The sequence below is a fragment of the Nostoc sp. genome (genome assembly GCF_035638895.1).
Taxonomy (GTDB): Bacteria; Cyanobacteriota; Cyanobacteriia; order Cyanobacteriales; family Nostocaceae; genus Nostoc.
This window is the reverse complement of sequence record NZ_DASQZC010000451.1, coordinates 1-21878: the sequence shown is the minus strand read 5'-3', so window position 1 is coordinate 21878 and position 21878 is coordinate 1. Positions and strand designations below refer to the sequence as shown.

At 40.8% G+C, this 21878-nt stretch carries 21 protein-coding genes and 1 pseudogene; 9 read left to right on the top strand and 13 right to left on the bottom strand.

What is annotated here, in order from left to right; translation table 11 throughout:
• Positions 1-382 precede the first annotated feature (382 nt).
• The 3 genes from VE944_RS22840 to VE944_RS22830 form a co-directional block, all read right to left on the bottom strand.
• Positions 383-1678 carry a bifunctional folylpolyglutamate synthase/dihydrofolate synthase gene (locus VE944_RS22840; protein ID WP_324982319.1) on the bottom strand — a complete coding sequence of 432 codons (1296 nt, stop codon included), beginning with the start codon at positions 1676-1678 and terminating at the stop codon, positions 383-385.
• Between the two features lie 146 nt (positions 1679-1824).
• Positions 1825-1950 (bottom strand): photosystem II protein Y, encoded by a 126-nt coding sequence (locus tag VE944_RS22835; RefSeq protein WP_012411301.1) that lies wholly within the window; start codon positions 1948-1950, stop codon positions 1825-1827.
• A 211-nt stretch (positions 1951-2161) separates the two neighbouring features.
• Complete coding sequence (locus VE944_RS22830) at positions 2162-2689, bottom strand: gamma carbonic anhydrase family protein (protein WP_324982314.1); 528 nt, start codon at positions 2687-2689, stop codon at positions 2162-2164.
• Positions 2690-2931: 242 nt separating this feature from the next.
• Here VE944_RS22830 and VE944_RS22825 point away from each other — a divergent pair, with 242 nt between their 5' ends.
• From VE944_RS22825 to VE944_RS22815, 3 genes are all read left to right on the top strand, one after another.
• Positions 2932-3441 carry a TIGR02652 family protein gene (locus VE944_RS22825; protein ID WP_475483634.1) on the top strand — a complete coding sequence of 170 codons (510 nt, stop codon included), beginning with the start codon at positions 2932-2934 and terminating at the stop codon, positions 3439-3441.
• Positions 3442-3501: 60 nt separating this feature from the next.
• Positions 3502-3945 (top strand): VOC family protein, encoded by a 444-nt coding sequence (locus VE944_RS22820; RefSeq protein ID WP_324982308.1) that lies wholly within the window; start codon positions 3502-3504, stop codon positions 3943-3945.
• A 145-nt stretch (positions 3946-4090) separates the two neighbouring features.
• Positions 4091-6955, top strand: a complete 2865-nt coding sequence (locus VE944_RS22815) for a M16 family metallopeptidase (protein ID WP_324982305.1) — start codon at positions 4091-4093, stop codon at positions 6953-6955.
• Between the two features lie 20 nt (positions 6956-6975).
• On the opposite strand, the gene VE944_RS22810 is transcribed toward VE944_RS22815, so the two are convergent.
• On the bottom strand, positions 6976-7776 hold the full coding sequence (locus tag VE944_RS22810) for a Uma2 family endonuclease (protein WP_324982303.1): 801 nt from the start codon (positions 7774-7776) through the stop codon (positions 6976-6978).
• A gap of 33 nt (positions 7777-7809) precedes the next feature.
• Between VE944_RS22810 and VE944_RS22805 the strand changes: the two are divergent.
• A pseudogene (locus VE944_RS22805) lies at positions 7810-7956 on the top strand (cupredoxin domain-containing protein); the annotation flags it as partial.
• 170 nt (positions 7957-8126) lie between these two features.
• Positions 8127-8954, top strand: a complete 828-nt coding sequence (gene map / locus VE944_RS22800) for a type I methionyl aminopeptidase (protein ID WP_324982300.1) — start codon at positions 8127-8129, stop codon at positions 8952-8954.
• 87 nt (positions 8955-9041) lie between these two features.
• Here map and VE944_RS22795 read toward each other — a convergent pair whose 3' ends face one another.
• Positions 9042-10502 carry a hypothetical protein gene (locus VE944_RS22795; RefSeq protein WP_324982297.1) on the bottom strand — a complete coding sequence of 487 codons (1461 nt, stop codon included), beginning with the start codon at positions 10500-10502 and terminating at the stop codon, positions 9042-9044.
• 200 nt (positions 10503-10702) lie between these two features.
• Between VE944_RS22795 and VE944_RS22790 the strand changes: the two genes are divergently transcribed.
• Complete coding sequence (locus VE944_RS22790; RefSeq protein ID WP_324982294.1) at positions 10703-12100, top strand: amidase; 1398 nt, start codon at positions 10703-10705, stop codon at positions 12098-12100.
• A gap of 8 nt (positions 12101-12108) precedes the next feature.
• Positions 12109-12822, top strand: a complete 714-nt coding sequence (locus tag VE944_RS22785; RefSeq protein ID WP_324982291.1) for a Crp/Fnr family transcriptional regulator — start codon at positions 12109-12111, stop codon at positions 12820-12822.
• Positions 12823-12992: 170 nt separating this feature from the next.
• Here the strand turns inward: VE944_RS22785 and VE944_RS22780 are convergent, their stop codons facing one another.
• The 5 genes from VE944_RS22780 to VE944_RS22760 form a co-directional block, all read right to left on the bottom strand.
• Positions 12993-13484, bottom strand: coding sequence for a hypothetical protein (locus tag VE944_RS22780; RefSeq protein WP_324982321.1), 492 nt, complete (start codon positions 13482-13484; stop codon positions 12993-12995).
• A gap of 21 nt (positions 13485-13505) precedes the next feature.
• Positions 13506-13853 (bottom strand): cupin domain-containing protein, encoded by a 348-nt coding sequence (locus VE944_RS22775; RefSeq protein WP_324982289.1) that lies wholly within the window; start codon positions 13851-13853, stop codon positions 13506-13508.
• 95 nt (positions 13854-13948) lie between these two features.
• On the bottom strand, positions 13949-14722 hold the full coding sequence (locus VE944_RS22770) for an SAM-dependent methyltransferase (protein WP_324982286.1): 774 nt from the start codon (positions 14720-14722) through the stop codon (positions 13949-13951).
• Positions 14723-14905: 183 nt separating this feature from the next.
• A complete protein-coding gene (locus VE944_RS22765; RefSeq protein WP_324982283.1) occupies positions 14906-15445 on the bottom strand; it encodes a GNAT family N-acetyltransferase in 540 nt (179 codons plus the stop codon).
• 40 nt (positions 15446-15485) lie between these two features.
• Complete coding sequence (locus tag VE944_RS22760; RefSeq protein ID WP_324982280.1) at positions 15486-16283, bottom strand: EndoU domain-containing protein; 798 nt, start codon at positions 16281-16283, stop codon at positions 15486-15488.
• A 349-nt stretch (positions 16284-16632) separates the two neighbouring features.
• Between VE944_RS22760 and VE944_RS22755 the strand changes: the two genes are divergently transcribed.
• The gene (locus VE944_RS22755; protein ID WP_324982277.1) at positions 16633-17109 is read left to right on the top strand and encodes an acyl-CoA thioesterase; all 477 of its coding nucleotides are present in this window, start codon (positions 16633-16635) and stop codon (positions 17107-17109) included.
• Between the two features lie 93 nt (positions 17110-17202).
• Here the strand turns inward: VE944_RS22755 and VE944_RS22750 are convergent, their stop codons facing one another.
• From VE944_RS22750 to menA, 3 genes are read right to left on the bottom strand one after another with little or no spacing between them, the layout of a single operon-like run.
• Positions 17203-18627 (bottom strand): 2-succinylbenzoate--CoA ligase, encoded by a 1425-nt coding sequence (locus VE944_RS22750; RefSeq protein ID WP_324982274.1) that lies wholly within the window; start codon positions 18625-18627, stop codon positions 17203-17205.
• On the bottom strand, positions 18612-19658 hold the full coding sequence (locus VE944_RS22745) for an o-succinylbenzoate synthase (protein WP_324982271.1): 1047 nt from the start codon (positions 19656-19658) through the stop codon (positions 18612-18614). Before VE944_RS22745 ends, VE944_RS22750 begins: the two co-directional genes overlap by 16 nt.
• A 44-nt stretch (positions 19659-19702) precedes the next feature.
• Positions 19703-20599 carry a 2-carboxy-1,4-naphthoquinone phytyltransferase gene (gene menA / locus VE944_RS22740; RefSeq protein ID WP_324982268.1) on the bottom strand — a complete coding sequence of 299 codons (897 nt, stop codon included), beginning with the start codon at positions 20597-20599 and terminating at the stop codon, positions 19703-19705.
• Between the two features lie 407 nt (positions 20600-21006).
• On the opposite strand from menA, the gene VE944_RS22735 reads away from it, so the two are divergent.
• Positions 21007-21878, top strand: an 872-nt coding sequence (locus VE944_RS22735) for a chorismate-binding protein (protein WP_324982266.1), incomplete at its 3' end; no start/stop codon positions are given.

Genomic DNA, 21878 nt, shown 5'->3' with positions numbered 1-21878 from the left:
TGAGGCAATCAATACAAGCTATACTATTAGAAAAAAATTGGTCTTGTATTTGTTATTAGGAAAAAATCTGGCGATCGCTTCCTGTACAAAGGCTCTGGAAGTCAGAAATGACAAATGTTTTCGGAGAGTGACAGAAGAGGGGTAAAGTCAGCGTAGGCGTAGCCCGTCGTAGACATTGTATCTACACCAATACCACTCAAGGCAAAAGCAGCATCAGTGTCAATACGGTTCGGATAAGGTTTTTTGATGACACGCTCTAGGTAGGCGCATCTTCAAAAATAAATGGTATTGATATCTCAACTTTGAATATTTGCAGCAAATACTTTAACCTTTGCAACAAATACTCTTACATGTATAAGAAAGGCTTAAGCAATTGCAACAATCATTGTAGTGAACTTATATATATAGCTTTTGCTAAAAAATCGCCTACTAGATAAAGGGAACCGCATAAAACGGTTAAGTAGTCTGTGCTTGAGGTTGCGGTTTCTAATGCTGTGAATAAATCTGGATGGATTTGGCGATCGCTTAATTCGGGACAAATATTATAAGCTAGATTTGCTAAGTAGTCTAAATCAGCAGAAGTTCTACCTGGCCAAGATTCTGTTGGTATTGGTACTAAAAAAAGGCGATCGCCTGGGCGCAATAAGGCGGTAAAAATATCAGCATGATCCTTATCGGCAAACATTCCCATAACCCAATTGATGGGTTTGGGGTTAACTGCGTCTAAGCTATCGACATACTGGCGAAGAACTTGGGCTGCGGCGGTATTATGAGCGCCATCAAGTAATAATTTATGGTTTTTCCAGGTAGTCCATTGCATCCGCCCAGGCCATTTAGTTTTTGCCATGCCGTTACTTATGGCTTCTTCAGAAATCTGCCAACCCTGTTGTTGGAGAATTTCTAAAGCTGCTATTGCCAAAGCTGAATTTGCTAATTGAATTTGTCCTGCTAATGGCAAAGGGTATTTAATTAAGTTTGAATTTTGAATATTTTGATATTCTGCCCATCCTGTAGCGATTTGACGGGCGGGTTGAGGCGTAAAAATTGGGCATTGTAATTCTAAAGCACGCGATCGCACAACTTTCTGTGCATCCGGTGGCAATGCTCCAACCACAACAGGACATCCAGGTTTAAGAATACCAGCTTTTTCTCTAGCAATGTCAGCAACAGTAGGGCCAAGTTGCTGCCAGTGTTCCCGACTGATGGAAGTGATGATCGTAACGAGGGGTTCTAGACAAACATTGGTAGCATCCAAGCGCCCTCCTAGTCCGACTTCTACCACAGCCACATCAACTTGCTGCTGGGCAAAATATAACCAAGCAGCCCCCGTAATTACTTCAAACTGGGTTGCCGATTCGTCTTCAGGGCGAATAACCGCTTGGACTTGTTGGAATAATTGACTCAATTCCTCAGAAGAAATTGGCTGTTCATTGAGACAAATACGTTCTGTCCAATTGACTAAATGGGGGGAAGTATAACGCCCTGTACGATAACCAGCCTCAGTAAGTACTGAGGAAAGATAGGCACAGACTGAACCTTTACCATTAGTGCCAGCAACATGAATTACCGGGACTTGGTGATGAGGATTACCAAGATTTGCTAAAAGGTTGAGGATGCGATCGAGTCCCAGATGGACACCAAAGCGTTGTAGGGGTTGTATTACAGAATCGATATCCAAGGAAGGGGGAGTGGGAGTGGGGAGTGGGGATGAGGAGCAGGGGGAGCAGGGGAGGCAGGGGAGGCAGGGGAAGAAAAATTATTGATAATGACTAATTCACAATGCCCCATGCCCAATGCCCCATGCCCAACCCCCGATTAATGAATTTAAGCTTCTCTATCCAAAAAGCCTTGAATTTGTCTTAAAGCCGCAGCGCCAATATTAAACACTGCCCAGCTAGCAGCAATGACCACTGGTGCTAAAACGATCGCTATCCGGTAATCGATATCCATATCTAGAACCCCTCTCTTAAGTAGAAATTAAAGTTTTGTCAACTGCTCTCATTTTTATTTTTAGCTGAAGTGGGCAACTTTTCCAAGTAGATATGTAAAGAATGTTTAAATTATTAGGGATTGGGGATTGAGCATAGGGCATTAGGCATTAGTTATTCTCCTTGTCCACTCAGTCCCCAGTCCCCAGCCCCTAATCCCCAATCCCCACTCCCTAAGCCTTGCTAAACCCAATATCAGTTCCCTTACCAGCATGAACTAAAGCTAACTTTTGGTAACGTTTAGCGTGTTCAATCAGTTCTGCGGCTTCAACGTCTGTTACTTGGCGTAATACTTTGCCAGGAATACCGACAACTAAGGACAAAGGCGGTACATTTTTAGTTACCACTGCACCAGCACCGATAATGCTACCAGCGCCCACTCTTACCCCGTCTAAAATCACTGCGCCTATGCCAATCAAACTTCCACGCTCAATGTAAGCGGAATGTATCACAGCGCGATGTCCGACAGTGACATGATCTTCTAAAATTGTGGGAAAACCAGGATCGCTATGTAAAATTGCACCATCCTGAATATTTGTGCATTCGCCAATTTCAATGCGTTCCACATCTCCCCTAACCACTGCTCCATACCAAATGCTTACCCCTGCTGCTATATTTACCGAACCCATAACAACAGCGTTGGCTGCGATGAAGGCAGCTTGAGAAAAATCAGGAGATGTCCAGTAAGAAGCGGTAGACACGATAGAATATGAATATGGTACCCAGGAACACTGGAGAAACTCCAACCTTTGAGGCTGGTTGCACAACTAGGATATCACAGCGTCAAGCCTCTACACTGAGGAAAACACTAGTGAGCATTGTTGCTGCCGCAACTCCATGTCTGTGCAGCACTGACCAAGTAACCCAAAGTGATGGAGCCAAAGTGTATAATACAATACACTAGTGCTGGTGAAGACAAAATTATGTTTGTACGCACTTCATGATGAATCCAGGCTTGCAGTACCCGATGTTTGGGCCTGAAATACAGTGTCCCCATTGTCGCCAGACTATTCCGGCGCTGACATTAACAGATACTTATTTGTGTACGCGTCATGGCGCGTTTGAAGCTAATCCTAAAAATGGAGAGTTAATCCATTTGCAATCGGGGCGTCATTGGCGGAGGTGGAATAATGAATGGTATAGACAGCATACTCATCCCGATGGTATTCGCTTTGAAATTCACGAAGCATTAGATAAGCTCTATACCCAAGGCTTTCGAGCAACAAGAGTAATTATTGCTCGGCGCTATCAGGAATTGATGAGTGGCTATTTGGAACGCAGCACCCCTTGGCGTTCTGGGCAACCAGAAGCTATTGCTGCGCGTTTATATGGCTTACCCGTGGAGTTTAGCCCCGATACCTCAGATGATCCCTGTTGGGAAGTAATTAATTTTGACTTGGAAAAAGAGCCTGGTGTCCCTGTACGCTACCCTTATTTCAGGTTATTTGAGTAATCGATCATTAGTCATTAGTCAAATGACCAATGACTAATGACTAATGACTAATGACTAATTATGCATCACGCTTCTATTCGCACTGCCAATATTCATCGAGCGATCGCTTTCTACGAACATTTAGGGTTTACAATCTCAGAACGCTTTACTACAGGCTACACCCTAGCTTGTTGGATGGAAGGATTGGGCGGCAGAATTGAACTGATCCAAATTCCCGAACCAAAACCAGCCCCAGATGCCTTTGCTGACGAGCATTATGTAGGGTATTATCATCTATCGTTCGATTTAACTGAGATTACACCAGATTTACCTAGCTGGTTGACAAATTTACAAGAGCGTGTATCACTGGCGGCTGAGAGCCAACCCGAAGAATTACAACCGTTGAAAGTACTTTTAGAACCGACACAACAACAAATAGGCGATCGCATTTACGAAGTGGCTTTCATCGCCGATACCGATGGCTTACCTTTGGAATTCATTCGGGTTTTAGCAAAACTCCCATAACTTAGCTTTTTTATTACCTTTATTGCTAATATATTGTTTTTCTGTATTGTTACTGAGGCTACAGATTTTTTGGGCAGATTAAACTAACTTCACTTCCCAAAATAACTATGTAATTTAATTTACATAATTTGCTAAATATATATATATGGATGGATTTTCCAGATTTTATAAATATCCTTTGCCGTTATTATTTTTAAGCTTATGGCTAGTAGCAGTTTTTTTGTTAAGTAATAAACCTGCTCATAGCCAACATCCAGTCATATCTAACAAAGAAAAATACCAGTCAACCTTGCTAGCAAAAAGAATAATGCCCTCAACACTGACACAAAATGTCCGTAAGACAGTGCTGGAGAATGGTCTAACTGTCCTGACAAAGGAAGTGCATACTGCGCCAGTAGTGACGGTGCAGGTGTGGTACAAGGTTGGCTCACGCAACGAAGAACCGGGCGTGAATGGCATTGCCCACCAGTTGGAACACATGATGTTTAAAGGTACTCTAAACCGTCCAATTCAATTTGGGCGTTTGTTTAGTGCTTTAGGTAGTGATTCCAATGCTTTCACCAGCTACGATCAAACTGCATATTACGGTACTGTTGAACGAAACAAGCTGAAAGCGCTCTTAGTGCTGGAAGCAGACAGGATGCAAAATTCCCAGATTGAGCCAGAACAACTAGCGAATGAGAAGCGGGTAGTAGTTTCCGAGTTGCAGGGTTATGAAAATAGCCCAGAATATCGCCTCAACCGCGCCGTCATGCAGGTCGTGTTTCCCAATCATGCTTATGGGTTGCCTGTAGGTGGCACTAAAGCTGATGTCGAGAAATTTGAGGTTGAGCAGGTAGAAAAATATTACCGCAATTTTTACAGTCCTGATAATGCCGTCTTAGTAATTGTTGGAGATTTTCAAACTGCAAATACTCTCGAAACAATTAAAGAGGTGTTTGGCAAAGTACCAAAAAAAGTGAGGAGTGAGGAGTTAGGAGGAGCCAGTGCGGTCTTGGGGTTTCCCCAAGTGGAGCAACTGGCGTTTAGGAGTAAAAATACTTTTACCTCATCCCCCTCATCGCCGATAGTATTGCGAGAACCGGGAGCAGGGCGGCTGTTACAAGTTGTGTATGCGCTACCGGATGCAAATCAACCAGATGTGCCTGCGCTGGATGTGATGGATTACATCTTGACTGAGGGACGGAATTCTAGACTTTATCAGGCATTGGTGGAATCAGGTTTAGCTAGTGAGGTTACAGCCTCCGTTACCAGTTTGCGAGAATCTGGCTGGTATGAGGTGTTGGTGACGGCTGGTTCTAAACAAGATTTGAAAAAAATTGACTTAGCGTTGAGTAGCGCGATCGCTAATGTAGCAGAAGATGGCGTGACATCTGAAGAAGTAGAACGAGCCAAAACCCAATTAACAGCAGATGTAATTTTGAGTAACCGTGATATCACCTCTCAAGCAATGCGCTTGGGCACTGATGAGACAACAGTTGGTGATTATCGCTACACAGACCGCTATTTGGCTGCTGTCAGTCTGGTGAAGCCGACGGATATTGTCGCTGTGATTAACAAATACCTGAAAAAAGGAGCCGGGACAGTAGGCTTTTTTGAACCAACCCAGAAGCAGATAACAGAAGTTGGTGATAAACCAGACTCAGCCCAAACCACAGAGAATTTCTCTCCTGGCGCACCTGTGCTTCTTTCTGAGGTGATGAAGTACTTACCGCCTGTGGATTTGGCTACAGATGCAATTGCCCAAGTGTTACCACAGGAATTTAAATTTACTAATGGACTGCGGTTATTACTGTTACCCGATCATAGTACTCCCACTGTTACCCTGAGCGGACACATTAAAGCCGGGACGGAATTTGATCCTGAGGATAAAGCTGGACTGGCTGCTTTTGTGGCAGACAATTTGCTAAATGGCACTAAGACCAAGGATGACTTAACTATTGCCAAACTCTTGGCAGAACGAGGAGCGAGTTTAGACTTTCACTCCTACCGCGAAGGTGTGCATATCGAAGGTGATAGTTTAGCTCTTGATTTGCCGATACTCCTTGAGATATTGGCAGATGTTGTTAAAAATAGTACCTTTCCAGCCAAAGAGTTGGAATTGCATCGCCAACAAACTTTAACTGACTTACAACAGGAATTAGATGAGCCATCAGAAGTAGCCAGAAGAGTATTTGTTCAGTCAATTTACCCGAAAAAACATCCCTTACATACCTTTCCCACAGAGGAGAGTTTACAGCAGATTCAGCGCCAAGATGTGATTGATTTCAAAGCTAAACATTATCGTCCAGACACGACAGTGTTGGCGCTGGTGGGAGATTTTGATCTAGACAAAGTGCGATCGCTGATTAAAAATGAGTTTGGTAACTGGGAAGTGAGTGGCCAAGCACCGACATTAAAATATCCCCCGGTGTCAACGCCACAGAAAATAGTCAATGTCAACCCAGTTTTACCAGGTAAAGCCCAAGCTGTGACATATATGGGTTACACAGGCATTAACCGTTATGATCCTCGGTTTCACGCAGCCTTAGTATTGAACCAGATTTTGGGAGGCGATACCTTATCTAGTAGACTAGGTGCAGAAGTGCGCGATCGCCAAGGTTTGAGCTATGGAATTTATAGCTCCTTCCAAGCCGGGAAGAATGCAGGCACATTTTTGATAGAAATGCAAACTAGTCCTGAAGATAGCAGAAAAGCGATCGCTAGCACCCGCCAAATACTACAGCAAATCCATCAACAAGGTGTCACTGCGCTAGAAGTAGAAACTGCTAAACGCACCCTGATGAGCAACTACAACGTTTTGCTGGCAAACCCAGAGGAATTAACAGATAGAATTCTGATGAATGAGGTGTATGGACTAGATAAAGGAGAATTGCACTCCTTCACTGACAAAATCCAGAAAGTCAGCCTTACTCAAGTTAATCAAGCGGCTCGTGAGTTACTTCACCCAGATAAAATCGTAGTTGTTACTGCTGGGCCATCTGTGTTGGCAGAAAAAAGCATTCGCTAATTGGGGACAAATTACAACAATTAATCTAGCTCATCAGGATTCACGCCTAACTGACGCAAACGTTCTGTTAATTGTTCTGCCTTTTGTCTTGCTTGAGCCGCTTCTTGTTTAGCTGTAGCTGCTTCTTGTTTAGCCGTAGCCACTTCTTCTGTGGGTAGTGGAATTAATTTTCCTGCTAAGGTAAACCACCTTAACCACAACTTACGAATATCTTGAAATGACCCCTGCCATAATCCCAAACTTAAACCCAACTCTGGCATTGGTAAACGTCCCTCAATCAAATTCATTGGTTCATAGTGACCGCCTACTAGCTGAAAAGCTTGGAGTTCATCAGTGTAGCGACTAAAAACAATATAGTAGGGAATCCGCAGAATTCGTTCATAAACTTCCCATTTGCTGGGAGGTTTATCGGCTGCGTTTTTTTTCATGCCTAAATCTTCCGCTTCTGTACCTGGAGATAATAATTCCACTACTACAAAGGGATTTGCTGGTTCTTGCCAAGTTACATAACTTAAACGCAAGTCCTCCCCTTTGTAGAGTTTTGATACTCCTACCACACCAAACCAATCTGGGCGCTTATACCATAAAGGATGCTGGAGATCATAGTAGAGATTAAGGTCAGCAGCGCTGTAAACTAATTCTGGATTCCAGATAGTGGGTTGAAAAGTTAAGTATAAAAGTAAAGGCTGTAAAAAGTAAAAATCGTCTGGCAATCCTGATTCCTCTGGGTTGTCACTTCGTAAATCATACATCGTTGGTAGGGTTTCCCAAGGAGGAAGCGGAGGGTCAGATTGAGGGATAAAGAAAGGAGAGGAACTCATAAGGAGTTTAGGAGGAAATTAATTAATTATATTGGTAAATCCTATCAGTTGCTGTTGACTAATCCTAGTCAACTGAAACGCTATTTTATCGCCAAACATTTTACCGATGACATGCGGACGCAAAAAATCGAAGCGGGGAAAGTAGAAATAAAAGGAGACATCCATAAACTGGAACTCAAGTTCAACACATCAGAAGTACGCGAATGTGTTATCCTATATACATTAGCGGCTAAAGTGGAAGAATCCCTATCAGGGATTAAAATAACTTAAATTATAGATATTATTTCTCAAATAATTTAGAGAAAGCATTAATACTCAGTGTTAGAGCCACCAGTAATTATTAGTTTCCCATGAACATTTTCAGTAACTTACTTCCTCAAGCAACTCAGCCTAGAACATCGAAAAAACAGCGCCGAGGAATTGAAATTAAATCGCCGCGTGAAATTGAAATCATGCGGCAATCAGCGACAATTGTGGCAACTGTCCTAAAAGAAATTTCCGAACTAGTAAAGCCAGGAATGACCACAGCTGATTTGGATGCTTACGCAGAAAAACGTATCCGCGAAATGGGTGCAACACCGAGTTTTAAAGGATATCACGGTTTTCCAGGTTCTATTTGCTCCAGCATTAACAATGAAGCAGTGCATGGCATTCCTAGTCCCAAGAAAGTGATTCGCGTGGGGGATGTATTAAAAGTAGATACGGGGGCTTATTATCAAGGCTTTCATGGTGATTCTTGCATTTCAATTGCTGTTGGTGAAGTGACCCAAGAAGCCGCTAAACTAATTTGCGTAGCAGAAGAAGCTTTATATAAAGGCATTGAACAAGTTAAGGCGGGTGCATACCTGCTTGACTTAGCTGGAGCAATTGAAGACCATGTTAAAGTTAACGGTTTTAGTATAGTTGAAGAATTCACTGGACACGGTGTTGGTCGTAATTTGCACGAAGAACCTTCAGTATTCAACTACCGGACTCGTGAGATGCCAAATGTTAAACTCCGCGCGGGGATGACGCTGGCAATTGAGCCAATTTTAAATGCAGGTTCTAGACACACCCGGACATTATCTGACCGTTGGACAGCAGTCACTGTGGATAATTCTTTATCGGCTCAATTTGAGCATACAGTTTTGGTGACAGAGACTGGTTATGAGATTTTGACTGACCGTTCTAAGCTGTAATTGTTCGTGTTTGTAGTAAGCACTTCAGTGCTTAGAAAACAAAGACTAAAGTCCTTACTACGAACTGAAAACGATAAAGGCTATTATTTATCTGATAGCCGCATAGTTAGTTTTATAAATAATAAGCGTTTCTTTAGCTTGTATAGAGACAGAACTATTTTCTGGAATCGCTTCTAATAAATTGATTGCTTGTTGCCATTTATCTTGTGCTTGCTGCCGAATTAGTAGCGAGTAAGGTGAATTTTTTACAAATAAACTAGCTTCTATTGCTAGGTTTTGAGCTAATTCTAAGTTTGCTAAGGCTTGCTTTTCAACTAATACTCTTTGACTGATAGATTTATAGTTAATTTGATAGTAAGCTAATTTCTTCTTTGCTCGATCAGAAACTGATGTTTCATTAGGAATACTATCTAACAAGATTATTGCCTTATACCATTTGTTTTGTGCTTGTTGCCAGGCTTTTAGAGGATGCGGTGGTTTTTGAACTAAAGAAGCAGCCTCCATACCAAGTTTTTGAGCAGATTTAAACTTAGTGTTTGCACTCGCTTCTTGAGTTAAACTTAGACTCATCTGCTGCAATTGTGAATGCTCTTTAATTTTCCAACCACCAAAACCTAAGATTAATAAACTTGAGGCTATGACTAAAGCCGAACGTACTATTTTTTGTGTCGAAAATGGTACTATTTGTACATCCTGGCTAATAATTGGCTCTTTACTACTTTCTTGTTCAATCTTTTTTAGAGCTTGTTCTGCCTGTTCCCTTAAAGTATCACCCTGAATAATTAAAGCAGCAATTTGCTCTTGGAAATAATCACAATCATTGAGAATATCTGTTAATTCTTGAAATTTACCATCGCTCGATATAATTAATTCGTGGTCATCATCTAACCACTCTAAGGCAAAACCAGATTTTCCGCAGAAAGCAGACACACCTAATAAAATATTTAATAAACTACGGCTATTTTTAATTGTATTAAAAACATAATTTAACTTCTGTTGTAGTTCTAATAATTCATTTTGATAATTGCTGATTTTTTGAATTTGACGCTCTAAAATATTAAAATCTTCAAAAAATAAGTTGTTTTTTAAATTCTCAGCAATAATCTGAAATTTGGTGCGTATGCTTAGATGATTAATATCAGAATTTAGTTGATTTACAAACGGAGCATCACTGAGAATATCAGTAGCTATTGCCTGCAAAAAATAACCCCATTCAATCCAGCCATCAATTTTTGATTGTAGTTCAGTTAATGAAATTTTAGTTTTTGAGTGGCCAAATTTTTCTGCGATCGCAGGATCTACTAATTCCACACTAGGTATAAATAAAGTAGCTACAGTACCTATTCGAGGAAGTGTAGCGATCGCAGAACCTTTGATATTCTCAAATTTCAATTCCTGAGCAATTAATTTCTTAATATTCCGTAGTTGTTCCTGAGCATTATTGATCAGGATAATTTGCTCCATGATTTGATTAGAATCGCCAATAGTCAGTTTTAGGCTCTGAATCAGTGTTGGTAATTCACTAACAAGTTTTTCTAGGTTAGCCATAAGTACCCCTTAGGGATTTGTCGAAAGTTTACGTGAAACAATTAAAATGGCTTGAGTAAGCAGGCCTGTTGCATCTGAGCATCCTAGTTGAATGACAAATCTCAGGAGCTATAAAATGTATAGTTCCCGTAAATCCACCTAAAGTAACAATTTCCGTTTAAAAATCTCAGAGAAAAACAAAATTACCCATTCACTAACCTATGAATGAAGTTGATTTAGCATTTACCCCAGCGCTAGAGTTGGCGCAATTAATTCGTCGCCGGGAAATATCACCGCTAGAGTTGGTGGAAATATATTTAGAACGGATTGGGCAGTTGAATCCCCAATTAGGAAGTTATTTTACGGTGACGGCAGAATTAGCGATCGCAGATGCTAAAGCCAAAACAGAATTATTGACAACTACCTCAGAACTACCGCCGTTTTTTGGTGTGCCGATTTCCATTAAAGACCTCAATGCTGTAGCAGGTGTTACCTGTACTTACGGAAATCCAGCATTACTGAACAATATCCCTAATTATGATGATGGAATTGTGACGCGGATCAAGCAAGCTGGGTTTACTATTCTCGGTAAAACAGCCACTTCAGAATTAGGTTCGTTTCCATACAGTGAACCTATGGGTTTTCCCGCAGCTAGAAATCCGTGGAATTTAGAATACACCCCTGGCGGTTCCAGTGGTGGGGCGGCGGCGGCGGTAGCAGGGGGATTGTGTGCGATCGCTCAAGGTTCAGATGGCGGTGGCTCAATTCGGGGGCCTGCGGCTTGTTGTGGTTTGGTGGGAATTAAGCCATCCAGGGGCAGGGTTAGTAAAGCACCCGTAGGCGAACGCCTCGCTGGAATTGCCGTCAACGGCCCAATCGCCCGGACTGTGGCTGATGCTGCTGCCCTTTTGGATACCATCTCTGGTTATACAACAGGCGATCCTTACTGGTTGCCAGATCCTGAACCATCATTTCTCGCCGCTACTGGGACAAAACTTGGTGCTTTGCGAATTGCCTTTGACACTAGTATTTCTCCTTTGGGAGAAGCTGACGCTAACTGTCAGCAAGGTGTCCGCCAAACAGTTGAGTTATTAGAACAACTCGGCCACCAAGTTGAACAGAAATCTCCAGATTTTAGTGGTTTAGTTGAACCATTTCAAATCGTCTGGCAAGCTGGGATAGCTGCATCAGGACTTCCTGTTGAAGCCATGCAGCCAGTAAATCGCTGGTTATTTGCACGCACAGGCTCTGTTCCTGAGTACCTGCAAGCAGTTTCTCAAATGCAGATAGTGGCACGGCAAATTGTGGCGTTTTTCGATACCGTGGATGTGCTGGTATTGCCAGTTTATTTACATTCACCTATCCGCGTTGGAGAGTGGGCTTCTCTGAGTGCAGAAGAGACATTCCAAAATATTATTGAGTGGGTTGCCCCTTGTCCACCTGCAAATGCAACTGGACAACCTGCGATCGCAATTCCTGTAGGCTTTGATAGTAAAGGTTTGCCCATGAGTGTGCAGCTAATTGGTAAACCTGCTGCTGAAGCCACACTCATCAGCCTAGCAGCACAATTAGAAGCAGCTAACCCTTGGATTCATCATCGTCCAGCCTTTGCAATATAGGGCTAATCATGCAAGCATCGCTGGAACAACTTTCACAAATAATTGTGTTTGCAGGTTTAGAAACAGCAGAAAAGATAAGTTTGCACCCTTATACTCAGGTGCAACGGTATCGCAAAGGAGAGATTATTCTGCATGAGGGCGATGTCTTACCAGCAAAACTCTATGCTGTTGTTAGTGGAGCAATTCGAGTTACAAAAACAGCAACAATGGGGAAGGAAACGATTCTCCGCGCCTTAGCTGCTGGAGAAATTTTTGCGGCTCCTGCTTTGTTAGGAAATGGAATTTCTCCAGCAACTGTGACTGCTGAATCTGATTGTGAAATACTCACTGTAGAGCGAGATGCTTTATTAAAAGCTATTGGGCAAAATCCTGAAATTGCATTACGAATGCTGATGGTTTTTAACAGTCGAATTCAGCAATTACATGAAACAGTCCACGGCTTAGTTTCTGAAAGGGCTATTGTTCGCCTTGCAAGATTAATTCAATATTTTGCTGCTGAATCGGGAACTGAATCAGCTTCACAAGGCGAGTGTTTAAAAGTCAAATTATCTTATTATCGCATGGCTCGAAGTAGTGGCATTACTTACGAAGAATGCGTGCGGTTAATTAAAAGTCTCAAACCAGTAATTGCCTATAGTCGGGGTGGAACGATTACCATATTTGATGCGGATAAATTGGATGCGATCGCATCTGGAGATATAGCAGTCCTAAATCATTCATGAACAATAAGATCCCCGACTTCTTTGAGAAGTCGGGGATCTTAGTCTCTCGATTTTCACAACTCATTTAAGATTGCTATATAGATTAGAGCATCTGAGGAATACAATTGGCGGTTCCATAGAGAAAACCTGCAAAGGCAGGTTTCATAAGGTTAATTTTTCGTAAAGAGTTATCAGACTGCTACGGCTGCTCTATCTTCTTCGCGTGCAGCGACAACTAGAACTAAACAAAGAGCCGCGATCGCTTTTTGCCATTCTTGCCGAACTTGCGCGTCTTTGACACCTTCAAACATCCCTATCAAACGGGGAATAGAAGCTTCTAAAGCCGGACGAGGTACTGGACGGTGTAACTCAACTAAATGAGTTAAACTTTCTTGATTATGGAGGAAATTAATTACCCATGTCGTTGTGTGATCAGGACTATCAGGAACCCGCTTGACTCCCAACTCATTTTTTAGCCAGTTATAGAAAGGTGGTAATTCCTTAGCTAAAACTCCTCCTGCTGTGGGTAAAGTTTCCTTAAGCAAATTGGTATCTAAGCTGCTTAATGCTTGCTGCAACTCAGGCGAATTGATAGCTTTACTTAGAGGTTGTGATAGTATTTTTTCCACCTGAGTTTCAGAAAAATTCAAGTTTTCAGCAAAAGTTAAAAGTAGCGATCGCATTTTTCCAGACTCCATAAATAACTAATTACTATCTGCAACTTTCTCAGAAAGTATGAGCAGAAATGTCAGGTTTTCTTCAGCTTTTAAAGCATGAGGTGCATTAGGAGGCATAAAGATAAAAACACCAGCTTCAAGTGCAATATCTTCTCCAGATAAAGTAAGTAAACCTCTGCCTTCGATTACGTTGATAGTGGCATTACGAGTAGAGGTATGCTCCGAAATATCAGTGTTAGCTGCTAGACAAAATAGACTGTATTGACAAGCGTTATCTTTCAGCAGTACTTTGCTGAGAACTCCTGCGCTAGGGTATTCAATTTGTTCTCGTAGTTGGATAATAAAAGATGGGCTAGTTGTAATTGAATTTGTCATAGTATTTTTAGATTGTGAACCGTAAACAAAGATTGAAAATCATTCAAAAATCATCGGTATTTATCAGGTGATAGTTTTGGGAATAAATTATCTTACTAGGCAACAGCACACAAAATGATGTAGCCTAATTCGTGTTGGTATTTATGAAAAACTTGGTGAATTTCTAAAAGCCGTTTGCGAAGATTTCTCTGCGTCAATATATTCCACAAAATCCGGATTGTGTTAAAAATACCTTCATCTTGAAACATCCGCCTTAAATTCAATAAATTCATTGAGCCAGTTTGGCATTTTTCTACTTGCAACCCTGCTTTTACAAAAGCCGTAATCCAGTTGGATTCTGAAAGTGGTGTAGAATTAACTCGAATTACTCGTGCTAAGTCAATATGAATTTGTTCTTCTTTGCCACTGGCTAAGAGTTCATGGGAGAGGAATTTACCTCCCGCTTTGAGCCTATTATGAATTTCAGCTAAAATCTTGGCTTTTCCCAATGGGGATTGCATTGTGAGAATGGCTTCTGCCAATACATAATCAAACTTTCCTGAGATTGCCTCTAGGTTGAAAATATTACCTTCAATTATTTCGACTTGATTTTCTAACCCAGCAGCGCAGATATTAGCACGCGCACAAGCTACACTATCAGAATTTTTTTCAACGCCTACTACCTTGACATGGTAGCTTTTTGCTAAAGCGATCGCACTATATCCAAAGCTAGAACCTAGCTCTAAAACTGTCTCTCCAGGCTGAAAGTTTGCCCACTGAAATAATTTCTCCGTCGCTATTCGTCCACCAGGACGCAGATATTTTTTACCTGCTGCTGCTAAAATTTCATGTCCGGTAGCTGTTTGGAAATTGAGGATAGTGTTGGTCATGTCTGTGACCCTCTAAATTTGTCTTACCCTCAATTTCCCAGTAATTTACAATATTGTCTCTGAGGTAGCTCATAGAAGCAATAAGCTGTTGCGCCTTTAATTTGCACTAATATTTTTTCAATATGATTGTAGGGTGGGCATCTTGCCCGCCCTGATAATGCAAGTTGTATACGTAACAGCTTACTACTTTGCTTTCCACTCGTGGTCAAGGATAGCGTAAATAAAATTGTCGTACCATCTGCCTTTGATTAATTCTTTTTCTCGCAGATGACCCTCACGACGCATACCAATTTTTTCTAATACCTTTACAGAAGCAACATTCTGTGAAACACACCAAGACCAGGTACGATGCATTCTCAATTCTTCAAAGCCGAACTTTAAAATGGCTTGTGCTGCTTCTGTTGCATAACCTTGTCCCCAATACTGAGTGTTTAATTCATAGCCGATATTTGCTTCCCGCATTTCCGGGTCGTTTACACGGATACCACAATTACCAATAAGCTGATTTTCTGCTTTGAGGATAATAGCTAACTGAAACTTTATTCTAGGTTGCTCTTTTTGCTGACCAATAAACATCTGGACAAACTCACAAACATCTTTTTGCGTGCGATGCGTCCAATAGCTGTAACGCAAGTACAAAGGATCAGATTGATAAGTAAAAACCGCTTGCCAGTCTGCCTCTACAAAGTCACGCATTAGCAAGCGGTGTGTTTCTAAGATCATTTATTTTCTCTGTACCCTTATTGCAGACAATCTAGAAATTTTAAATTTTACATTTTGCACCTTGAGGAGTAGCATCAGGGTAATAGGTAATGATCGCTTTTCCTTTCCTAACAAAAACTGTAGGAAAGGATTGACCCGTTTCTTGGTCACGTACATTATAAATACACGCTCCCTCATTATTACCTTGGAGTTTAAATATTTTGGTGGTATCTAAAAGCATTTCTTCAGCATTGCTGAGGTAGCTATAGCCTTTAATGACATCTGTTACTGTCCTATTTTTCTGCTTAATTACTACACCCATTGTATAAATGGCTCCAGGAACAACTTCCTCTCGTCCCTGATTATTTGGCAACCGTCCGCCTATTCCTTCATTTTGTAGTTGTAAATATCTGCCGTGAAAATGTAAGCCACCAATATCATTGGCGTTATATATTTCACCACAAAATATATGCTCAAACCCTCGACGTTGGAACCAAATATTGGTTAAATCATCGATAAATTGTGCTGTATTATTACGTCCAGGACGCAGTTCACCGCCGCTAGCTTGCTGAAGTTTCTGCAATACATCTGGGTAATAAGACAACAATTGTTTAAAATTATTAGAACTAACTCTTGTACCAATAGGGCCGCAGACTTTTAGTACAGCCTTATCAAAAGGATTTAGCAACGGTGGAGCTGGTGTGATATCTGCCTGTTGTCCTGCGGGGAAACGAACAGGAACTGGGTTATCTACATTATCAAAAAACGGCAGAAGTTGCGTATTTGACTGAGACTGCGCCTTCACTGAATTTTGCCAGCAAAATGAGGAAACCAGTAGCAGAACAAACACATTTACCATCTGCTTTGACCTATTGGTTAGAGGATTTGGCTGCATAATTTTTAGATTAATTACTTAGATTGCAAGACTACATCAAGTTTAATTTAAGAGATAGCCTACATTAAAAAAAATCGGTTTTTTTTTAATGTACCGGGTTGATGAAGTTTTTTAAAAGTCTGTTTACTTGAAATTTTAAATTATTGATTACCTTGTCTTAAACTAACTAAAGATGGCGCGTAATCCCAATTCTGTATAAAGATGTGCTAAATCATCTTGATCGCTTCTGGTCGAATACTTAGTTGCAATATAATTACTTTGTAGAGCAGGCGAGAAACCTGCTGTTTTTTTAATATTTAATTAATTGTCAAAAATGTCTTTTACTTATAAACGCACGGTTCGTTTTCAAGATACTGATGCTGCTGGGGTAGTTTATTTTGCTAATGTTTTGGGTATTTGCCACGAAGCTTATGAAGAATCTCTAGAAGCATCAAGTATTAATCTCAAACAGTTTTTTACTAATCCATCTGTAGCTTTCCCCATTGTTCATGCTAGTGTCGATTTTTTACGCCCTATGTTTGGGGGAGACAAGTTGCTAATTAGTTTAATTCCCCAAAAAATAAGTGGTGATAAGTTTGAAATTACTTACGAAATTACAGTGGCTGAGGTGGTAGTTGCTAAGGCTATTACTAGGCATGTTTGTATTGATGCAAGTAGTAGAAGTAAGCAGGAATTACCTGATGAGATTATTCAGTGGTTGGAAACGAACCGCAGAGATGCTGAGAAGCCAGTGCGTTGCGGTGAATCCAGCGCTGTAGGCGGGTTTCCCGCCGTAGGCGACTGGTGTTAGCGTAGCGGTAGCGACGTTAGGAGCGTCACCCGAAGGGGGGTTCCCCCCGTTGAAGCAACTGGCGCGGAGCAGAGAGAAGAAAGTCGAGAGAGGTTATGTAATGGGATTTTGGAGGAATTCTCTGGCTATTTGCTGTAATTGTTGGCGGTTAATTTTACCTTGGGAGTTGCGAGGTAAGTTTTGCTGGGGAATCCAATATTTGGGAATTTTAAATTTGCTGAGTTTGTCTTTGAGTAGGGTTTGAATTTTTAAGGCAGAGGTATTTGATTTTTTGGGAATATAAATCGCTGTTAAGGCTTGTCCCCAATGTTTATCTGGGATGCCGATGACACAAATATCAGCAACTAATTGAGTTGCTTGTATAGCTGATTCAATCTCTACTGGGTAAATATTTTCTCCACCTGTAATAATTTTGTCGCTGTTACGTCCGACAATATTTAAATGACCTTGCTCGTCTAAAAAACCTAAATCATCTACTTGGAAATCAGCTTGATTTTCTCTGGTTATAGGATAGTAGCCAAGGGCTAAAGATTGAGCCTGAATGGTGATATTTCCGATTTGATTTAAATTTAAAATCTCGCCTTGCTGATTGCGAATAGTTACTTTTGCATGAGGAAGAATTTGACCACTACTAATTTTACCACTGAGAAAATCATCTGGTTTAAGAGTAGCAATTTGAGAGGCTGTTTCTGTCATGCCATAAGTAGGCGCTAACCGGATGCGATGAAATCTAGCTTTTTCTAATAGTTCGTTCCATGCTGGCGCACCTCCCAGAAGTACAGTATTAAATTGGGTTAGCCATTCAGTTAATTCGGAATTTTGTAAGAGTCTTTGTAACTGTGTTGGAACTAAAGATATTAAAAACTCTGATTGTTTAATATTGAATACTTGACCTGTTTCTACTGCTTTAAATGGGAGAATAACCAGTTTACCCCCGGTGGTGAAAGAGCGCATAAACTGCATTAAACCGCTAACGTGATATAGCGGTAATACACAAAAAGAATTGACTTGTTTTAGTTGAAAGTATTCTGTAAATCCTTTTACAGATGCGATGAGAGTTTCCCAAGTATGAATGGCAAATTTAATCTGCCCAGATGAACCACCTGTGGGAATCAGGATGAGTGGGGAGTGGGGAGTGGGGAGTGGGGAGTGGGGGTATGAGGGAGATATGATAGTAATTTCTTTGCAATTCCGATTTCCTGTTCCCCATTCCCTATTCACCATCCCCCAAATAATGTCTGGTTTTACTAAATCAAAGACTTGCTGCCATTCTTGTGTTCCCCAATCGGGGTTACAAAGAAAAACTGGACAATTAGCTGCACAAGCGGCAATGAAACTTGCTAAAAATCGTACTGGTTCGCGTTCAGCTAAGATGATTTTTGGTGGTATTCCATACGCTGATAATTGTGTTAGTTCTAAATATAATTCTTGAGCTATTTGATTAAATTGATGGCTGTTGTAACCAATAAGCCAATCATTTTGAGCCAGGTTATTAAGACAGTTTAAAGGTCGTTCCATAGACTTTGAAGCCACGTTTCTTCTTGTTCAAAAAAATGGTCGATGCCAAAACCAACTGCCCTATTGTTTCGGGATAATTCCACCGCTAGCTGGAGTGCTGCAAGTCTTCCGATCGCAGTTTCAAATACTGATGAAAATACAGTATCAATTTTATGCTGGTGGCAAAAGTTTCTCAGACGAGATGGCGATCCAACTATCCCAGGCTTAATCACAAAAATCCCTCGCCAACCTTGTTGATAACAAGCGGCGAGTTGCTTAAGTGTGGCGACAGATTCATCTATTGCGATCGCAGTTTGATAAGTCGTACTCAATTCCAATATTTCCTGAAATTGCTCAACGGGTAACGGTTGTTCGATAAATTCAATTTCTACAGCTAGTTCTGCATTCGCCTTGAAATCATCGCAAGTCCGCAACCATAAGTTAGCTTCCTCATAGCTGAGTCCACCGTTGGCATCTAATCGCAGTTTGCTAAAGTCTGGTAAGGTGTGTATCAGTGAATTCAAAATTTCTAGTTCATCAGCGATCGCATACACACCAATTTTCCACTTAAACGTATGATATCCCTGCTGCCACAACGTTTCCCATTGATTTAAAGCCGCTTCCCCTGCTGGTAATAACGCACTGTAAAAAAGTGAGTTGGTACAGACGCGATTAATCGCGTCTGTACAAGAGTTAGGAGTTATAAAATTATCTCCCTCATCCCCCCCACTTCCCACTCCCCACTCCCCATTCCCCATCTCCCACCCTGACTCAAAGCCAAATTGACAAGCAGGTAACTCATCTGGGATGGAGAAAATTATCTCGTCTGTGATTTCTTTTGGGAGTTGGCGACAAAAATCTAAGGCTTGTTCTAGGGTTTCGGAACCGAACCAGCTAATGGGGGCAATTTCTCCCCAGCCGACTTTGCCTGATTCATCGGTAAGCCGGAGGATAATCCCCTCACGAATATCCCAATTACCATGATTGGTAGTCAGCGTTCGCACAAATCTTCGCTGATAAGGACGAAATTCAAATCTGTAGCCATTAGTCATTAGTCATTCTCCCTCTGCTTCAATGCCTAATGTCTAATGCCCAACTAAAGCATAAATCCTAGTCCAAGTAGCAAGCAAGCCCAGAAATGCACAGCTACGGCAATAAATTTACAGTTACTAACTTTGTCTGGCTGGTTGTGATTTTCTTGGACATGGCGGCATAATTTGACAGCAAACGGTAAACTTACCCAACTTAATAACGTCCAAGCTGGAGAAATTCCCCACAGCACAAACAGCAAGGTGAGGGGATAAATACTACCAGTAAACCAAACTAGGAGTTGGGCCCCTTTTTGGGTTCCTAGACGGACGATAGGCGATCGCTTGCCTGCCGCTATGTCATCCTTAACTTGGTGGAAGTGTGAGCAAAATAAAATTAAGGTTGTGGCAATCCCGACAATGACTGAGACTGCTAAACTTGTCATTGACCAAGTTTGGGTTTGGCTGTAATATGCTGCCTCCACTGCTAAGGGGCCAAAGGCAAAAAAGCAAAGAATCTCACCTAAACCCTGATATCCTAAGCGAAAGGGAGGCCCTTGGTACATATAGCCTAAACCACAGCATAGTAAAATAATGCCGATAACAGTTAGGTCTTGTTGCCAAAGAGCGATCGCTAATATGCCCAGCAACCCCAAACCTAAACACAAATTTCCTATCCAAAATATTAATGGCTTATTATCTGTTAAGTTAACCAGAGAATGGTGCTTATTTTGATCAATACCTGTTTCGGAATCAAAAACATCATTACTGATATTTTCCCAGGCAAGAATTAAGATTGCCGCAGCTACAAAAGTAGAAAATACCGCACCATTAAGATTTTTAGTTTCGGCAAATGCTACTGCTGTTCCTACCCAAATAGGCATAATGGCAACACTGTACATTGGCGGTTTAATCGCTGCCATCCATAACTTAGTGTTGGGATATAAAATCTGCTTAGTTGTCATCAGTGGTGATTAATTAAATTGCTAGAAAATTACTTACAGTTGAGATTTTATAATTTAAGATAGACGCACCGCTACGCGGAAGTCAAAAGTTAAAAGTCAAAAGTCAAAAAAATTATGATTTGGGTTTTTGAACTATTGGACTGGTCGCTTTTGTACCCGTGCTGTACTAAATATTTATGGGCTAAAAACAACTGCTACTTTGACTGTGGCTCGTTAACCTTGTGTTGTTAACACTCTACTCTCATGTTCCAGCTTGGGCTGGAACTGGCTTGTCAGGGTCTGGGAACACCATAAACAACGCAAATCCTACGCTGGTGAAATGATAACTTAATATGTTACCTGTAGAAATACGACCACGATTAATTACACTTTAGGAAGTTAACTTAAAAAAAATTTACTATAGATCCATGACAGTTTCACCATGTCGTAACAACCTCTCTGTACACAAAGATTTATATCAATTTTTGGTAGCAGTGCAAGAAAAGTGCGTCAAAAATAATTGCAAGCAAATTGTCAGTATCTCTCAGGAGATCGATTTAGTTGACCCTTTACTTGTATTAGATAAACTAACACAAGCAAATGAAATAAATTTTTACTTTGAGGATAAAGGTAAAGGAGAAGCGATCGCAGCAATTGATTCTGTAGCAAAATTACAGATTAATGGTGCAGATCGTTTTACTCAAGCTGAATATTTTATCAAATCTCGTCTAAAAAATATAATTAATTTTGGTAACGCTAATCAACCTTTTTCTGGGCCTCACTTTTTTTGTTATTTCAGCTTTTTTGATAAAAATGCCCAAGTAGATTATCCATTTCCATCTGCTACCATCTTTCTTCCACGTTGGCAAGTAGCTGTTAAAAATCAGCGTTGCATATTAGTAACAAATATAATTATCAAAGAAAGCGTAAATATTCAAAGATTATTGGAGAATCTGCAAAATAAAATTGAATTTATCCAATCTTTAGAATATTACGCTGGTACTATTGATTTTTTTCCAGCAAAATTCTATAAAAAATCTGTCACCAATGCTACTGGGTTTAAACGCTCAGTAGTCTCTGTTTTGGAAAAAATTAGGTCTAGTCATTTAAGCAAGATTGTCCTTGCAGATATATTAGATGTAAAATCAAGCAACCAGTTTGACTTAGTTAAATCTTTAAATAATCTTAGGCGAATACATCCTAATTGTTATATTTTCTCTACAAGTAATGGCAAAGGACAAAACTTTATTGGTGCAAGTCCAGAAAGATTAATTAGTATTAATAATCAACAGTTAATCAC

Coding starts and splice junctions, on each gene's coding strand:
- VE944_RS22835 (WP_012411301.1), bottom strand. CDS start 1,950: ATGGATATCGATTACCGGATAGCGATCGTTTTAGCACCAGTGGTCATT.
- VE944_RS22825 (WP_475483634.1), top strand. CDS start 2,932: ATGAATCCAGGCTTGCAGTACCCGATGTTTGGGCCTGAAATACAGTGT.
- VE944_RS22820 (WP_324982308.1), top strand. CDS start 3,502: ATGCATCACGCTTCTATTCGCACTGCCAATATTCATCGAGCGATCGCT.
- VE944_RS22815 (WP_324982305.1), top strand. CDS start 4,091: ATGGATGGATTTTCCAGATTTTATAAATATCCTTTGCCGTTATTATTT.
- VE944_RS22810 (WP_324982303.1), bottom strand. CDS start 7,776: ATGAGTTCCTCTCCTTTCTTTATCCCTCAATCTGACCCTCCGCTTCCT.
- map (WP_324982300.1), top strand. CDS start 8,127: ATGAACATTTTCAGTAACTTACTTCCTCAAGCAACTCAGCCTAGAACA.
- VE944_RS22795 (WP_324982297.1), bottom strand. CDS start 10,502: ATGGCTAACCTAGAAAAACTTGTTAGTGAATTACCAACACTGATTCAG.
- VE944_RS22790 (WP_324982294.1), top strand. CDS start 10,703: ATGAATGAAGTTGATTTAGCATTTACCCCAGCGCTAGAGTTGGCGCAA.
- VE944_RS22785 (WP_324982291.1), top strand. CDS start 12,109: ATGCAAGCATCGCTGGAACAACTTTCACAAATAATTGTGTTTGCAGGT.
- VE944_RS22780 (WP_324982321.1), bottom strand. CDS start 13,484: ATGCGATCGCTACTTTTAACTTTTGCTGAAAACTTGAATTTTTCTGAA.
- VE944_RS22775 (WP_324982289.1), bottom strand. CDS start 13,853: ATGACAAATTCAATTACAACTAGCCCATCTTTTATTATCCAACTACGA.
- VE944_RS22770 (WP_324982286.1), bottom strand. CDS start 14,722: ATGACCAACACTATCCTCAATTTCCAAACAGCTACCGGACATGAAATT.
- VE944_RS22765 (WP_324982283.1), bottom strand. CDS start 15,445: ATGATCTTAGAAACACACCGCTTGCTAATGCGTGACTTTGTAGAGGCA.
- VE944_RS22760 (WP_324982280.1), bottom strand. CDS start 16,283: ATGGTAAATGTGTTTGTTCTGCTACTGGTTTCCTCATTTTGCTGGCAA.
- VE944_RS22755 (WP_324982277.1), top strand. CDS start 16,633: ATGTCTTTTACTTATAAACGCACGGTTCGTTTTCAAGATACTGATGCT.
- VE944_RS22750 (WP_324982274.1), bottom strand. CDS start 18,627: ATGGAACGACCTTTAAACTGTCTTAATAACCTGGCTCAAAATGATTGG.
- VE944_RS22745 (WP_324982271.1), bottom strand. CDS start 19,658: ATGACTAATGGCTACAGATTTGAATTTCGTCCTTATCAGCGAAGATTT.
- menA (WP_324982268.1), bottom strand. CDS start 20,599: ATGACAACTAAGCAGATTTTATATCCCAACACTAAGTTATGGATGGCA.